At 29.5% G+C, this 16259-nt stretch carries 16 protein-coding genes and 1 pseudogene; all 17 read left to right on the forward strand.

Features of this window, described 5'->3' with window-relative positions:
* Positions 1–371: pseudogene (locus tag ABD859_RS19945) on the forward strand (glycosyltransferase family 2 protein); the annotation flags it as partial.
* Positions 372–374: 3 nt separating this feature from the next.
* Positions 375–1274, forward strand: a complete 900-nt coding sequence (locus tag ABD859_RS19950) for an NAD-dependent epimerase/dehydratase family protein (protein WP_345146400.1) — start codon at positions 375–377, stop codon at positions 1272–1274.
* A gap of 42 nt (positions 1275–1316) precedes the next feature.
* Positions 1317–2435 (forward strand): GDP-mannose 4,6-dehydratase, encoded by a 1119-nt coding sequence (gene gmd / locus ABD859_RS19955; protein ID WP_345146401.1) that lies wholly within the window; start codon positions 1317–1319, stop codon positions 2433–2435.
* 51 nt (positions 2436–2486) lie between these two features.
* Complete coding sequence (locus ABD859_RS19960) at positions 2487–3419, forward strand: GDP-L-fucose synthase family protein (protein ID WP_345146403.1); 933 nt, start codon at positions 2487–2489, stop codon at positions 3417–3419.
* 10 nt (positions 3420–3429) lie between these two features.
* Complete coding sequence (locus tag ABD859_RS19965) at positions 3430–4401, forward strand: MraY family glycosyltransferase (RefSeq protein ID WP_345146404.1); 972 nt, start codon at positions 3430–3432, stop codon at positions 4399–4401.
* Positions 4391–4822 (forward strand): WxcM-like domain-containing protein, encoded by a 432-nt coding sequence (locus tag ABD859_RS19970; RefSeq protein ID WP_345146405.1) that lies wholly within the window; start codon positions 4391–4393, stop codon positions 4820–4822. The genes ABD859_RS19965 and ABD859_RS19970 overlap by 11 nt, the downstream gene beginning before the upstream one ends.
* Positions 4812–5945 carry a DegT/DnrJ/EryC1/StrS family aminotransferase gene (locus ABD859_RS19975; protein ID WP_345146407.1) on the forward strand — a complete coding sequence of 378 codons (1134 nt, stop codon included), beginning with the start codon at positions 4812–4814 and terminating at the stop codon, positions 5943–5945. Before ABD859_RS19970 ends, ABD859_RS19975 begins: the two co-directional genes overlap by 11 nt.
* Positions 5946–5954: 9 nt before the next feature.
* The gene (rfbC, locus tag ABD859_RS19980; RefSeq protein WP_345146409.1) at positions 5955–6503 is read left to right on the forward strand and encodes a dTDP-4-dehydrorhamnose 3,5-epimerase; all 549 of its coding nucleotides are present in this window, start codon (positions 5955–5957) and stop codon (positions 6501–6503) included.
* Positions 6503–7348, forward strand: a complete 846-nt coding sequence (gene rfbD / locus ABD859_RS19985; RefSeq protein WP_345146410.1) for a dTDP-4-dehydrorhamnose reductase — start codon at positions 6503–6505, stop codon at positions 7346–7348. Before rfbC ends, rfbD begins: the two co-directional genes overlap by 1 nt.
* Before the next feature lie 66 nt (positions 7349–7414).
* On the forward strand, positions 7415–8299 hold the full coding sequence (gene rfbA, locus ABD859_RS19990) for a glucose-1-phosphate thymidylyltransferase RfbA (RefSeq protein ID WP_345146411.1): 885 nt from the start codon (positions 7415–7417) through the stop codon (positions 8297–8299).
* Positions 8300–8381: 82 nt separating this feature from the next.
* Entirely contained in the window at positions 8382–10349 is a 1968-nt protein-coding gene (locus ABD859_RS19995; RefSeq protein ID WP_345146413.1) for a polysaccharide biosynthesis protein, read from the forward strand.
* Positions 10350–10529: 180 nt separating this feature from the next.
* Positions 10530–11396: an ABC transporter permease gene (locus ABD859_RS20000; RefSeq protein ID WP_345146414.1), complete on the forward strand. Its 867-nt coding sequence runs from the start codon at positions 10530–10532 to the stop codon at positions 11394–11396.
* A gap of 44 nt (positions 11397–11440) precedes the next feature.
* The gene (locus ABD859_RS20005) at positions 11441–12709 is read left to right on the forward strand and encodes an ABC transporter ATP-binding protein (RefSeq protein WP_345146415.1); all 1269 of its coding nucleotides are present in this window, start codon (positions 11441–11443) and stop codon (positions 12707–12709) included.
* 21 nt (positions 12710–12730) lie between these two features.
* Entirely contained in the window at positions 12731–13291 is a 561-nt protein-coding gene (locus ABD859_RS20010) for an acyltransferase (RefSeq protein ID WP_345146416.1), read from the forward strand.
* 6 nt (positions 13292–13297) lie between these two features.
* Positions 13298–14524 (forward strand): glycosyltransferase, encoded by a 1227-nt coding sequence (locus ABD859_RS20015; RefSeq protein WP_345146417.1) that lies wholly within the window; start codon positions 13298–13300, stop codon positions 14522–14524.
* The gene (locus tag ABD859_RS20020) at positions 14517–15593 is read left to right on the forward strand and encodes a DegT/DnrJ/EryC1/StrS family aminotransferase (protein ID WP_345146418.1); all 1077 of its coding nucleotides are present in this window, start codon (positions 14517–14519) and stop codon (positions 15591–15593) included. Before ABD859_RS20015 ends, ABD859_RS20020 begins: the two co-directional genes overlap by 8 nt.
* The gene (locus ABD859_RS20025) at positions 15587–16234 is read left to right on the forward strand and encodes an acetyltransferase (RefSeq protein WP_345146419.1); all 648 of its coding nucleotides are present in this window, start codon (positions 15587–15589) and stop codon (positions 16232–16234) included. The genes ABD859_RS20020 and ABD859_RS20025 overlap by 7 nt, the downstream gene beginning before the upstream one ends.
* The last annotated feature ends 25 nt before the right edge of the window (positions 16235–16259 follow it).

The following is a 16259-nucleotide window of genomic DNA, read 5'->3' on the forward strand; positions in this document are numbered from 1 at the left end:
TTGCTAGAGGTTTTATGCCTGCATTTGTAAAAAACATTTTTCAAAAAAGAATGGATAAATATGAATACAAAAATCACGATTATAATAAAATCATATATGATATTCCTTATTTATCCGGTTGTTTTATGTTTCTAAGAACAGAAACTTTTAAAAAAGTTGGACTTTTTGATGATAGAATTTTTATGTATTTAGAAGATGCTGATTTGACAAGGCGTTTCTTGAAAGTTTCGAGGACTGTTTATTTTCCTGATGCTCATGTATTTCATCACTTTGCAAAGTTGACACATAAAAAGATTAAATTTAAATGGATAACAGTGCAAAGTGCTTTTATTTATTTTAACAAGTGGGGTTGGTTAAAAAGTATTTACTAAATTATGAAGATATTACTGACCGGTTCAAATGGTTTTTTTGGGCAAATAATTATTAAAGCCTTACAAAGAGAAAATATTTTTTTTACTTTATCAACTAACTCTGGAGATTATCCAATTTTTTTAGATAAAAATATCCCAAGTTTTCGTGAAGAATATGATTTGATAATTCATGCAGCTGGAAAAGCACATTCTGAGCCAAAAACAGAAGCTGAAAAAAAACATTTCTTTGATGTTAATAATAAAGGAACACTTAATCTTCTTCAAGGATTAAAGAAATCAGGAATCCCAAAAAAATTTGTTTTTATTAGCTCAGTTGCCGTTTATGGTCAAGATTTTGGTTCAATTATTTCAGAAGAGCATATCTTAAAAGCGAAAGATCCTTATGGGGTGAGTAAAATTAAGGCAGAAGAAAATATTATTGAGTGGTGTAAGGAAAACAATGTAATTTGTACAATTTTACGTCTGCCATTATTGATAGGAGAAAATCCGCTGGGTAATTTACGAGCAATGATAAAAGCAATTGAAAAAGGATATTATTTTAATATTGCAGGAGGAGGAGCTCGTAAGAGTATGGTGTTAGCAAAAGATGTGGCAGATTTTATTCCTAAAGTGTCTGAAATTGGCGGGATATACAATCTTACAGATGGAACGCATCCAAGCTTCTATGAGTTGAGTAAGGTTATCTCTAAGCAAAAAGGAAAAAAAATGCCATTTAATTTACCAATGAGCTTAGCAAGAACTATTGGTAAAATAGGTGATTTATTAGGAAATAAGTTTCCAATTAATACATCAAGGTTAAAAAAAATAACATCGGATTTAACTTTTGATGATTCTAAAGCAAGAAAAAAAATAGGGTGGAATCCAATGAATGTTCTTAAATATTTGGAGAATAATAATTTATGATTCTCGATTATAATAAAAAATTAAATAAAAATAAAAACAAACATGAAAGTTGCACTTATAACAGGAATTACAGGACAAGACGGATCATATTTAGCAGAATTATTATTAGATAAAGGCTACAAGGTTCATGGTGTAAAAAGAAGAGCATCTTCTTTTAATACTCAACGTATCGATCACATTTATCAGGACCAACATGAAGCACATGTCAATTTCAAATTGCATTATGGTGATTTAACAGATTCAACAAACGTTATTAGAATTATTCAAGAAGTCCAACCTGACGAAATATATAACTTAGGTGCAATGAGTCACGTAAAAGTGTCTTTCGATTCTCCAGAATACGTTGCAAATGTTGATGGTATCGGTACTTTAAGAATTTTAGAAGCAGTTCGTATTTTGGGCTTAGAAAAGAAAACTCGTATTTATCAAGCATCAACTTCTGAATTATATGGCGGTTTAGCTGAGAACAAAAATGAAAAAGGGTTTTACGATGAAAATTCACCTTTTTACCCTCGTTCACCGTATGGAGTAGCAAAAATTTATGGTTTTTGGATCACTAAAAATTATCGTGAAGCATATAATATGTATGCATGCAACGGAATCTTGTTTAACCATGAATCACCGCGACGAGGAGAAACTTTTGTAACTCGTAAAATAACGATGGCCACAGCTGCTATAGCTTTAGGAGAACAGGATTGTTTATATTTAGGAAATTTAGATGCTCAACGTGACTGGGGACATGCAAAAGATTATGTAGAAGCAATGTGGAGAATTCTTCAACAAGATGTTGCTGAAGATTATGTTATTGCAATGGGAGAAACTACTTATGTACGTGATTTTGTTAAAATGTCATTTGCAGAAGTAGGAATAGATGTCGAATTTAGAGGAGAAGGGGTTAATGAAAAAGGATATGTTGCTTCTTGTAATAATCCTGCTTATCAAATCGAAATAGGTAAACAGGTAATTTCTGTTGATCCACAATATTTTCGCCCAACTGAAGTAGATTTATTAATAGGAGATCCTACAAAATCTAAAACAAAATTAGGATGGGTGCCTCAATATGATTTAGCTGGATTAGTAAAAGAAATGATGGCTTCAGATCTTGAATATGTTCTTAGAGAGAAAATGTTAAAAGAAGTTAGATCAAGCATTAGATATTAATATATAGATTAATCAAGATCATTTTTTGTCTCTTGATTTAAAAAATCATTTATGAATTTACAAGATAAAATATACATAGCTGGTCATCGTGGAATGGTAGGTTCAGCTATTTTACGTCAATTAAAAGCCAAAGGATATACAAATTTTGTATTAAAAACTTCCTGGGAGCTTGATTTGCGAAATCAACAAGCTGTAACTGAATTTTTTGAAAAAGAAAAACCAGATTATGTTTTTTTAGCCGCAGCAAAAGTTGGTGGTATTATTGCTAATAATACTTATAAAGGAGATTTTATTTATGAAAATCTAATGATACAAAATAATATCATTCATCAATCTTATTTGAACAATGTGAAGAAATTGATGTTTTTAGGATCTTCTTGCATTTATCCTAAAATGGCTCCTCAGCCATTAAAGGAAGAATACATGCTTACAGGAGAATTGGAACCAACAAATGAACCTTATGCAATTGCAAAAATTGCTGGAATTAAAATGTGTGATGCTTATAGAGATCAGTTTGGTTGTAATTTTATTTCTGTTATGCCAACAAATCTATATGGACCTAATGATAATTATGATTTAAAAAATTCTCACGTTCTTCCAGCAATGTTAAGAAAATTTATTACCGCAAAACGTAATAACGACGATTGTGTAACTATATGGGGAACAGGTAGTCCTAAAAGAGAATTTTTACATGCAGATGATCTTGCAGAAGCTTGTTTATATTTAATGGAAAACTATAATGAACAAGGATTAGTAAATATTGGGGTAGGAGAAGACATCTCGATTTTAGATTTGGCTATTTTAGTAAAAAAAATAGTTGGTTTTGAAGGAGAAATTTTAACTGATACTTCTAAGCCTGATGGAACTCCTCGTAAACTTATGGACGTTTCAAAATTAAATAGTTTTGGTTGGAAAGCTAAAACCACTCTTGAAGAAGGTATTCAAAAAGTTTACGATGAAATAAAAGATACTAACTGGAAATAATTTCATAAAAATGGAATATACAATTCTAGGAATTATTTTAATGATTATTATGTTACTTTATTTTAAAGTGGCTGATCATTTCAATATAATTGACAAACCTAATCAAAGAAGTTCTCATACAGAAGTAACTTTACGTGGTGGCGGAATTATCTTTTGGTTTTCGGCTTTACTTTATTTTGTGCAGCATATACAAAATAATTATTTCTTCTTTACAGGTATAACATTAGTTAGTCTTATAAGTTTTTGGGATGATATACAAAGTTTATCAAATAAAATCCGAATTTCGATTCATTTTCTATCAATTACTTTGATTTTTTTTGATTTGAATTTATTTCAATTGATGCCAGTTTGGGGAGTTGTAATTGCGTATATTTTAGCTATTGGGCTTATAAATGCTTATAATTTTATGGATGGCATTAATGGCATTACAGGGCTTTATACATTAGCTGTAATGGGATCATTATTGTATGTTAATACAAAAATCCAGCTTTTTACTGACGGTGTGTTTATAAAATATGCAATGATTGCCAGTTTAGTTTTTTTATTTTTTAATTATAGAAAAAAAGCAAAATGTTTTGCAGGCGATGTAGGAAGTATAGCAATAGCTTTTTGGATAATTTATTTGATTGTAAAACTAATTCTAGTTACAGAATCAGTTATTTGGTTATTATTTTTAGCAGTTTATGGGGTAGATGCGGTTTGTACAATTTTACACAGACTCTATCTTAAACAAAATATTTTTGAAGCACATAGATTACATTTATATCAAGTATTAAGCAATGAATATAAAATTCAGCATAGATTAGTATCCTTTTTTTATGCTTTATTACAAACAGGAATCTCTTTAGTAGTAATTTTTCTTTATCAAAAAGTTCAAGATGCAATTGTGTTTTTAATTGTCATCATACCTTTGCTGTTTATTTATTCATCAAAATTTTATTTATTAAATAGACATAATTTACAATTGAAGCATGAAGCCTAAAATAATTCAGGGTGGAAGTTTTTCAGATCATCGAGGCAATATATCGTATGTAAATGATTTTAGTTTCACAGATATTGAAAGGTTTTATATTATAAGTAATTCTAAGGAAAATCCAATTCGAGCTTGGCAGGGGCATAAATTAGATACTAAAAATTTTTATTGTATTTCGGGGTCTTTCAATATTCATTTTGTAAAAATTGATAATTGGGAAAATCCTTCAAAGGATTTGACTATTGAATCTGTATTTGTGTCTGAATCTGACAGTAAAATTATTCATATACCTGCAGGTTATGCTAATGCAGTAGAATCTCTTGAAGAAAATTCAAGATTAATCTCATTTTCTACATTGCCTTTAGGAAATGTAAAAGAAGATGATGTTCGTTATCCTTTAGATTATTGGCTTTTTGGGGATGGAAAATAAAAGAATTTATTTATCATTATCACAAGAAAGTGGTTACGAACAAGAATATATCGATCGGGCTTTAAAATCAAATTGGATTACTTCCGGAGGGCCAAATGTTGATGAGTTTGAAAATGAACTTCAGAATTATTTTGGGAATGAAAATTTTGTAGCAGCATTAAATTCAGGAACTGCAGCGATACATTTAGCATTAATTTTATTGGGAGTAAAAGCTGACGATGAAGTAATTTGCCAGAGTATGACTTTTTCAGCTTCAGCAAATCCAATTTTATATCAAAATGCTCATCCAGTATTTGTAGATAGTGAAATTGAAACTTGGAATATTTGTCCAAAAAATCTTGGAATCGCTATAAAAGATCGAATAAGTAAAGGGAAAAAGCCAAAAGCAATTATAGCAGTTCATTTGTATGGAATGCCTTATCAGGTAGATCAAGTACACACAATTGCTGATAAGTATGGAATACCAATTATTGAAGATAGTGCAGAAGCTTTAGGAAGTAACTTTAAAGGGAAACAATGTGGTAGTTTCGGTGCTTATGGTGTTTTATCTTTTAATGGAAATAAAATTATTACAACTTCAAGTGGAGGAGCATTAATTTCAAAATCAAAAGAAACAAAAGATAAAGCTGTTTTTTTTGCAACTCAATCAAAAGATAAAGCTGCACATTATCAGCACAGTGAAATTGGGTACAATTATAGAATGAGTAATATTTGTGCAGGGATCGGTCTTGGGCAGATGAAAGTGCTAAATGACAATATTTATTCAAGAAGAAACAATCATTTGTTTTATAAAGATATTTTTAAAGAAATTAAAAATGTAGAATTTTTTGATAATCAAAATAAAGATTTCGTTTCTAATTATTGGTTAAATACTATATTATTAAAAACAAAAAACCAAAGGGAAAGCTTAAGACTTGCTTTTGAGGAAGCTAATATAGAGAGCCGGCCATTATGGAAACCAATGCATTTACAGCCAGTTTTTGAAAAATATCCCTATTATGGAAACAAAGTTGCCGAAGAGTTATTTGAAAAAGGATTGTGCTTACCTTCAGGATCCAATTTAACTGCTGATGATAAAAGTAGAATAAAAGAAGTTATTGTTAATTTCTTTAAAAGAATATAAAATTAAAATATGAAAATCGAAGAAACGTTTATAAAAGACTTAGTAATTGTAGAACCAACAGTATTTGGAGACGAAAGAGGGTATTTTTTTGAATCTTATAGTAAAACTAAATTCGAAGATTTAGGAATTAATATCGATTTTGTTCAGGACAATCAATCATTTTCAAAAAAAGGAACTTTAAGAGGGTTGCATTATCAAAATCCTCCTTTTGCGCAAACTAAATTAGTACGTGTTTTAGAAGGCGAAATTATTGATGTTGCAGTAGATTTAAGAAAAGATTCTCCTACATATGGAAAATCATTCAGTGTTTTATTGTCAGCAGAAAATAAAAAACAATTATTAGTGCCACAGGGATTTGCACACGGATTTTCCGTTATCAGTGAAACTGCATCCGTAATGTATAAATGTGACCAGTTTTACAATAAGACTTCTGAAGGAGGAATCAAATATGATGATCCTTCGTTAGGAATTGATTGGGGAATGGATTTAAAAGATGCTATTGTTTCTGAAAAAGATCAAATTCTTCCTTTTATTAACGAATGCAACAGTTTATTTTAATGAAAAAAATTCTTGTTACGGGTGCTAATGGTCAGTTAGGATCTGAATTAAAAGTTTTGTCAACAAATTATCTGGAATATGAATGGGTATTTGCTGATAGAACACAAATAACATTAGATAATTTAGAACAGCTTCAATCTCAATTAAAAGCAATCAATCCTGCCATTATATTCAATTGCGGAGCTTATACAGCAGTAGATAAAGCTGAATCAGAAAAAGAGCTCGCTTTTAAAGTGAATCACTTGGCAGTAGAATTTATTGCAAAGTATTCAGCAGAAAATGATGTAAAATTAATTCATGTTTCAACAGATTATGTGTTTGATGGATCTTCGTCAATTGCTTTAAATGAAGATGCAAAAACAAGTCCTATCAATGTTTATGGAGAAAGTAAATTGGCAGGAGAAGTTTCATGTTTAAAAGAAAACCCTGAAGCAATTATTATTAGAACATCTTGGGTTTATAGTAAGTTTGGAAATAATTTTGTAAAAACAATGCAGCGTTTAATGTCTGAGAGGGATACTATTAGTGTTGTTAATGATCAGATTGGGTCACCAACTTATGCTGCTGATTTAGCACAAGCAATGATCGATATTTTGCAATCGTCAAATTGGACTTCTGGAGTATATAATTACTCAAACGAAGGAGAAATAAGCTGGTACGATTTTGCCTTAGCAATTCAGGAATTTGGGGGTTATAAATGTGATGTGAATGGCATACCATCATCATCTTATCCTACTCCAGCTAAACGACCAGAATTTTCATTGCTTGACAAAACAAAGATCAAGAAAACATATAAGGTAAATGTGCCAGATTATAAAGAGAGTTTAAAAAAAATATTTGCATAATATATTTAGAGTTTTGAATTTTTATGCAAATCATTAAAATAAACTCTAAAATTCAATATCGAAAATATGAAAGGAATTATTCTTGCTGGAGGTTCTGGCACAAGACTTCATCCATTAACATTAGCTGTTAGCAAACAATTAATGCCGGTTTACGATAAACCAATGATTTATTACCCATTGTCAACTTTAATGATGGCAGGAATAAATGAAATTTTGATAATTTCAACTCCTCATGATCTTCCACATTTTAAAAAACTTTTAGGAGACGGAAGTACAATTGGATGTAAATTCAGTTATGCAGAACAGCCAAATCCAAATGGCTTGGCACAAGCTTTTGTTATTGGAGAAGAGTTTATAGGAAATGATAAAGTAGCTTTAGTTTTAGGAGATAATATTTTCTTTGGTACTAATATGCAACAATTATTAAAAGACAATGCAGATCCAGAGGGAGGTGTAGTTTTTGCTTATCATGTTTCTGATCCTGAAAGATATGGTGTTGTTGAATTTGACGAAAATAAAAAAGCTATTTCTATTGAAGAAAAACCACTCGAGCCAAAATCGAATTATGCAGTTCCAGGATTATATTTTTATGATAATTCTGTTGTTGAAATTGCAAAAAATATCAAACCAAGTGCGCGTGGCGAATATGAAATTACTGATGTAAATAAAGTTTACCTTGAAAAGGGAAAATTAAAAGTAGGTATATTAAGCAGAGGTACTGCCTGGCTGGATACAGGAACTTTTAATAGCTTGATGCAGGCCGGCCAGTTTGTACAAGTTTTAGAAGAACGACAAGGGTTAAAAGTGGGTTGTATTGAAGAAATAGCTTGGAGACAAGGTTTTATTAATGACGCCGCACTTGAAGAATTGGCTCAACCATTGCTTAAATCAGGATATGGTACTTATTTATTAGATTTTTTAAAACAAAAGAAAAAAGGAGTTAAAGTTTAATTTCATTAAGAAATAAATTTCTAAACCTTTAATTTGTATTTTTGTAAGACATACAGAGTTTACAAAACTAAATTGAACCAAATTGGATACAGATAATCAGACCAAAATATCATCTTTGTTATATAATTCCTTGTCACCAAGGAATTTGAGAGCAAACATTAATAACCTTAGTTATTTGCCTAGATGGATTATCGTGGCTATTGACGTTATGGTTTTAATTTTCTCGTTTACTTTTACTTATATGCTTTTCGAAGGAACAGCATTGGGATATATAATTACGTCTCACCAATTTGCATTTGTGGGAGGATTAATTTTTATAAATATATTTTTCTTTTGGTTATTTAGGACTTATTCAGGAATTATTAGACATTCATCTTACATAGATGCTATAAAACTGTTGTTTTCACAAATGTCAGTTTTGGTGTTCTTTTTATTCTTCAATCTTGTTTTTGAACTATATACAGGACATAAAGCTTTTTTAAATACAGCACTTTTCATCAACTTAGTTTTGTCTTTTTGTGGTTTGTTTTTATATAGAGTAATTGTAAAGCAGACTTTTGAGATGTATTTTTCAGAAAAGACAAACTCAAAACTTATTAGAACTGTAATTTATGGAACTGATGCTAATGCTATTTCTGTTGCAAATGCATTAAAATTTGAAACGCCATCCCGATTTAAAATTGTTGGTTTTGTAGATAAAAATAATCAAAATGCATCTAAGCGTATGCTGGATTTGCCAATTTTGATTTTACGTAAAAAATTACCTGCCTTAATGCGTTCAGTTGCTGCTGAAGGAGTAATTATAGCTGATAAAAGTTTAACAAAAGATGAACAATTGATTATTGTTGATCAATGTCTTGAATTTAATTACAGAGTTTATACTGTTCCTTTAATTTCAGATTGGGAAAATCAAAAAGAGATTTCTCAAAAAGTTAAAAATATTCAGATTGAAGATTTACTTGAAAGAAAACCAATTGTTCTTGATAGTAAATCTATTTCAAAACAGTTAAAAGATAAGACAATTTTAATTACTGGAGCAGCAGGATCTATTGGTAGTGAAATAGTAAGACAAGTACTCACTTTTAACCCTAAAACTGTTATTTTTTTAGATCATGCAGAAACGCCTTTACATAATTTATGTTTAGAAACATTGAGTTTAAATCCTACAGCAAAAATAGTTGCTGTAATTGCCGATGTAAAAAGTAAAAAAGCTTTGGAGAAAGTTTTTAAAAACTATAATCCGCACGTTGTTTTTCATGCTGCGGCTTATAAGCACGTTCCTTTGATGGAAGAAAATCCATCTCAAGCTATTTTAACTAATATTAAAGGAACAAAAAATCTGGCTGATTTATCTTGTAAATATCATGTCAAAAAATTTGTAATGGTATCAACAGATAAAGCTGTAAATCCTAGTAATGTTATGGGGGCCAGCAAGCGTATTGCCGAAAAATACGTTCAGTCTTTATCTTTAAAAAATCAGAAAGAAAATATAGCTGGTGTTACCAAATTTATTACAACACGTTTTGGAAACGTTTTAGGTTCAAATGGATCTGTCGTTCCTCTTTTTACAAAACAAATAGCCGAAGGTGGACCAGTTACTATAACTCACCAAGATATTATTAGATACTTCATGACTATTCCAGAGGCATGTCAATTAGTGCTAGAAGCAGGCGCTATGGGTAATGGAGGAGAAATTTATATTTTTGATATGGGTAAGCCAGTTAAAATAATTGATCTGGCTAAAAAAATGATCAAACTAGCTGGTTTTATACCTGATAAAGAAATAAAAATTAAGATAGTTGGATTACGACCTGGTGAAAAGTTATATGAAGAATTACTAAATGATACTTCTAAGACCCTCCCGACATATCATAATAAAATTATGATTGCTCAGGAAATTCAAGATGAATATGAAGATTTGCATGCTGACATCGATGAATTAATAGGGATAGCGGATTTTTATGAAAATGATGATATTGTGTCAAAAATGAAAAAAATTGTTCCAGAATTTAAAAGTATGAATTCTACTTTTGAAGTCTTAGATAAATAATCTACATTTGGCTCAAAATTATAGAGACTATGAGAATGAAAAAGGTGTTTTATTAAAACACCTTTTTCCTTTTTTAGATTTTTTTAAAACGGCAAAAAATCTTGTTAATTTCTTGTAGCTAATCGTTTTTAACTAGAAATATTTATACAATATTATTATCATATAATTAATTAAAAAGTAATGAACCATAATCAGGATACTAATGATTGGTTATTTGAAATAACACCTAAAAACAAGTTCTTCTCTTTAAATCTGAAAGAAATATGGCAATATAAGGACTTGTTGTTTCTTTTTGTTAAGCGAGATTTAATTACAGTTTATAAGCAAACTGTCTTAGGACCTTTATGGTACCTCATCCAACCATTATTTACCTCAATAACATTTACTATTATATTTAATAACGTTGCAGGAATTAATACTGGAAAGGTCCCTCCCTTTCTGTTCAATTTGGCAGGTATAACGGTTTGGAATTATTTTACGGCCTGTCTGAACGGTACTTCAGATACTTTTAAAGCCAATGCTGCAATATTTGGAAAAGTTTATTTTCCAAGAATTATTACTCCTCTCTCTGTTGTTATTTCTAACTTATTAAAGTTCGGAATACAGTTTATGATCTTTATTGTATTCTATATTTTCTTTTATTTTAAGGGAGCAGATTTAAGTTTAAATGTTTCTATATTACTATTTCCTTTTTTAATTGTTGTTATGGGAATTTTAGGATTAGGATTAGGAATGTTAATTTCATCTATGGTTACTAAATATCGTGATTTTAGTAATTTAGTTAGTTTTGGTATACAACTGTTAATGTATTTGTCAGCAGTGATGTATCCAATGGAATTAATTAAAGAGAAATTGCCAAAGTTTGGATGGCTTGTAGCGTATAACCCGCTTGCTTATACAATAGAAAGTTCCAGATATATGCTTTTGAATATAGGAGAAATTTCATTATTAGGATTAGGTTATACAATAATTGTTACAATTACAGTATTTTTTAGTGGACTTTTAATTTTTAATAAAACTGAAAAAAGTTTTATTGATACAGTTTAATATAGCTTAAGAATAAATTTATCGTTCACAATTATAATTTCCAATTGAAAAAAGATATAATATTAAAGGCAGAAAATATTTCTAAACAATATCGTTTAGGACAAGTGGGAACAGGTACTCTTAGTCATGATTTAAATCGATGGTGGCATTCAATAAGAGGAAAGGAAGATCCTTACTTAAAAATTGGAGAGACTAATGATAGATCAAGAGTTGGTACTTCAGATTATGTCTGGGCATTACAGAATATTAATTTTGAAGTAGAACGTGGAGAGGTTTTGGGTATCATTGGAAAAAATGGAGCAGGAAAATCTACACTGTTAAAAATATTATCTAAGGTAACCGCACCAACGACAGGAACTATTAAATCTCGAGGTCGTATTGCTTCTTTACTGGAAGTTGGTACCGGTTTTAACGGAGAAATGACAGGAAGAGAAAATATATTTCTTAATGGTGCTATTCTTGGAATGACTAAAAAAGAAATTACATCTAAACTTTCAGAAATTATTGAATTTTCTGGGTGCGAACGTTATATAGATACTCCAGTTAAAAGATATAGTTCTGGAATGACGGTCCGCTTGGCTTTTGCCGTAGCTGCTTTTTTAGAACCTGAAATTTTGGTAATAGATGAGGTATTAGCAGTAGGGGATGCTGAGTTTCAGAAGAAAGCAATCGGAAAAATGCAGGATATTTCAAGAGGTGAAGGAAGAACGGTCTTGTTTGTAAGTCATAATATGGCGGCTGTAAAAAGTTTATGTACTAAAGGAATATTAATGGAACATGGAAAGCTGTCTTTTGCAGGAACTATTGATGAGACACTAAATAGATATCTTTCAGATAATCAAGAAGAGGATGTAAATCCTAAAATTTTTGATCAGAATTCTACAGTTTTTGGTAATTCATTTGTGAGATTAAATTCAGTAGAAGTAATTTCTGCATTTAAAGAAAGTTTTTATACTATAAAAGAGGAATTGAAAATCGTATTAAATTTTAATGTTTTTAAAGATATTAATAATTTTAATCTTGCAATAAATTTCAAATCCCTTACAGATGATGTTGTTATTTTTAGTCAAATGACACCAGTCCGATTTTCAAAAGAAGGTAAATATATTTCAGAATTAATTCTGCCAGCTAATTTTTTAAATAGTAAAATGTATTTTATAGATCTTCACTTTGTAAGTAATAATACTTCTCTTTTGACAATTAATAATATTATAAATTTGGAATTGGTTGATTTTAGAGAAGGAATAAATTACTATGATGAATGGGCTGGATATGTGCGTCCTTCTTTAGCATTTGACTTTAAAATAGAATAGTTTAATTTAACTTATTTGCAGATGAAAAATATTCTGAAAAAAGCGTACATAAAATTAGGCATTATGCTTGGTTTTATTGAATCTAGATCTAAATCAGATGAAAAAAAAGTTAAATATAAAATTGGTAATGTAAATATGCATAATTCACTTGTAGATGATCTTATACCACAAGCTGTTACAATTGGAGAAAATTTTATATCTTCTGCAAACTCAATGATTATTGCACATGATGCGTCATTGTATAATCACATAAAAAAACACCGAGTTGAAAAAATAGTTATTGGCGATAATGTTTTCTTAGGAGCAGGTGCAATCATACTTCCTGGTGTTAATGTTGGAGATGGAGCTATAATAGGAGCAGGATCTATCGTAACAAAAAATATTGAGGCAAATACTGTTGTTGCAGGAAATCCCGCAAAATATATATGCACTGTTGATGAGTATATAAAGAAATGTGAAAAAAGAGATGTTTTATTTGATACACCTGATTCTTTTCAAAAGTATTATTTAAACACATTGTCACAAGCTGAAGTTGATGAATTTCAAGAAAAATATTTAGCACAAATAAAAAATAGCTTGTAATTTCAGATGTTAAGATATTTAGCCAATGAAGCTTGTTTTTTTTTATACACTTTCTTTAAAAAAAACAAAGAATTTAAGTTTTATAAAGGATTTAAAAAAGTCGATTTATTAATTTATGATGATGTTTTTCCTCATCCTGTTTCAGGCTTTCGTTTAGAGGAAATATCAATGTTATTGTCAGAATTTAAGCAAGTTAAATTAGTAGTAAGTTTCGAGTCATATCAATATTTAAAAACACCTGTTTCAGAAGGCAGCAAGCATCTTTTGGCTTTTAACAACGAAAATAAAAGTTTTAAGAGTAGAATTTTATTACGTAAAGGTTTTATTAATATAAATGCAAAATTATTTTATTGTATTTTCCTTAATAACATTGCTGATAATTTAAAATGGTTGGAGAAATTTAAAATTCCCTTTGTTTTTACATTGTATCCAGGTGGTGGCTTTGAATTTTATAATCAATTAAGTGATCAAAAATTGAAAAATGTTCTAAGTTCTAAAATGCTTAGATCTGTTATAGTTACACAGAAAATTACTCAAGAATATTTGGTTACAAAAGAACTCTGCGCAAAAGATAAAATCAAATTAATCTTTGGATGCGTAGTGCCTCAATTATCATTAAAAAAAGAGGTATTAAATAAAAAGACATATTTGTTAAATAAAAAAACATTTGACATTTGTTTTTGTGCAGCAAAATATATGCCCAAAGGAGAAGATAAAGGATATGATGTTTTTATTGCCTTAGCGCATAATATTGCATTAAAATTTGATTTCGTTCGTTTTCATGTTATTGGAGGATTTACCAAAGATGATATCGATATAGCTGAAATAGAATCAAAAATCAAATTTTATGGGTATCAAAATTTCGAAAATTTGGAAGCAATTTTTAAAAATAATGATATCATAATTTCTCCCAATAAACCTTTTTTATTAAATAAAGGATCATTTGACGGTTTTCCATTAGGAACTGTTGTTGAAGCAATGCTTAATGAAAATGTTGCATTAGTTACAGATCAATTAAAACAGAATTATGTATTTAATTCGAAAGAAGAATTAATTATAATTGAGGAATCTGTAGGATGTATAGAAAAAGAAGTAATATATTTAATCGAAAACCCAAAAATATTGTATAGTATAGCTGAAAAAGGCAGAAAAAAAGTTGTTGAAATTTACTCAAATGAGTATCAAATGAGACCAAGAATTGAAATTCTAAAAAATGTTCTAGAAAATGATTAATGTAACCCAAACATTCTTACCATCTATAGAGGATTATACAAAACATCTTCAAAAAGCCTGGAATAATAAATGGCTGACTAATAGAGGTGAATTAGTTTTAGAACTAGAAGATAAATTAAAAAAATATTTGTGTGTTCCAAACTTAATTATAACTAATAATGGAACTATTCCTCTACAAATTGCTTTAAAATTGCTAGGAAAAAAAGGAGATATAATTACTACTCCGTTTAGTTATGTAGCAACAACCGCATCTATAATTTGGGAAAATTGTAAACCTGTGTTTGTAGATATACATCCGGAATATTTAACAATTGATGAATCAAAAATTGAAGCTTCAATTACAAGTAAAACTACAGCAATATTAGCAACTCATGTTTTTGGAAATCCTTGTAATATTGAGGTAATAGAGCTAATTGCTAAAAAAAATAATTTAGCAGTAATATACGATGCAGCACACTGTTTTGGAGTAAAATATAAAAACAAATCTATTTTTAACTATGGAGATGTAAGTACTTGTAGTTTTCATGCTACAAAATTATTTCATACTGGTGAAGGCGGTGCAATGTTTACAAACGATCCAGAATTACATCATAAACTATATTATAGTCATAATTTTGGGCATAATGGACCATTAGATTTTTACGGTCTTGGAATAAATGGGAAAATATCTGAATTACAGGCTGCTATGGGATTATCTGTGTTTCCATATATAGATGATATTGTTCGTGAAAGAAAAGCAATAATTAATTTTTATAATGAAACTTTAGATTTTAGAAATCTAAGAAGTATAAAAATTAGAGATAATACAGAATGGAATTATAGTTATTATCCTGTTATTTTTGAAAGCGAGGAAAAATTATTAATTGTTCAAAATGCATTAATAGAGAATCAGATTGTTCCTCGACGTTATTTTTATCCATCATTAAATCAAATCGAATATGTTTTTGGTGTATCAATGCCTATTTCTGAAAGTATTTCATCCAGAGTATTATGCCTTCCAATATATGTAGGATTATTAAAAAATGAATTAAAAGAAATTGTACATATAATAAATCAGAATATATGTTAATCGTTGGAGCAAAAGGTTTTGCCAAGGAAGTTTTAGAGATACTTCATAAACTAGAGCAGATTGATAATCTTGTTTTCTTTGATGATGTTAATATTGATGGACCTGATAAACTCTATGATAAATTTAAGATTTTAAAATCAATTGAAGAAGTTTTAAAATATTTTCAAAATGTAGATAACAAATTTTGCGTGGGTATAGGAAATCCATTTCTTAGAAAAAAAATGGCAGATAAGTTCCTCAGCCTTGGGGGTATATTTACTTCAACAATTAGCCCATCAGCTGTAATAGGTTCTTATGATATACAAATTGGTGATGGTTGTAATATTCTTTCTGAAGCTATTCTTTCAAATAGTGTAAAAATTGGAAAAGGTTGTATTGTTTATTATAATTCGATAATTACACATGATTGCACTATTGGAGATTTTGTAGAAATATCACCAAATGTAACCATATTAGGAAGATCTTCTGTCGGAGCATTTTCTCAAATAGGGGCTAACGCAACAATACTGCCAAATATTACAATCGGAAAAAGTGTAATTCTGGGAGCAGGAGCAGTTGTAACAAAAGATTTGCCAGATAATTGTATGGCAGTTGGTGTTCCGGCTAGAATTGTTAAGGACATCAAACCACTAGTATTTTAAGATGGACCAATTTCCAAAAGTAAGC

This window comes from Flavobacterium ginsengiterrae, from assembly GCF_039539785.1.
Lineage (GTDB): Bacteria > Bacteroidota > Bacteroidia > Flavobacteriales > Flavobacteriaceae > Flavobacterium > Flavobacterium ginsengiterrae.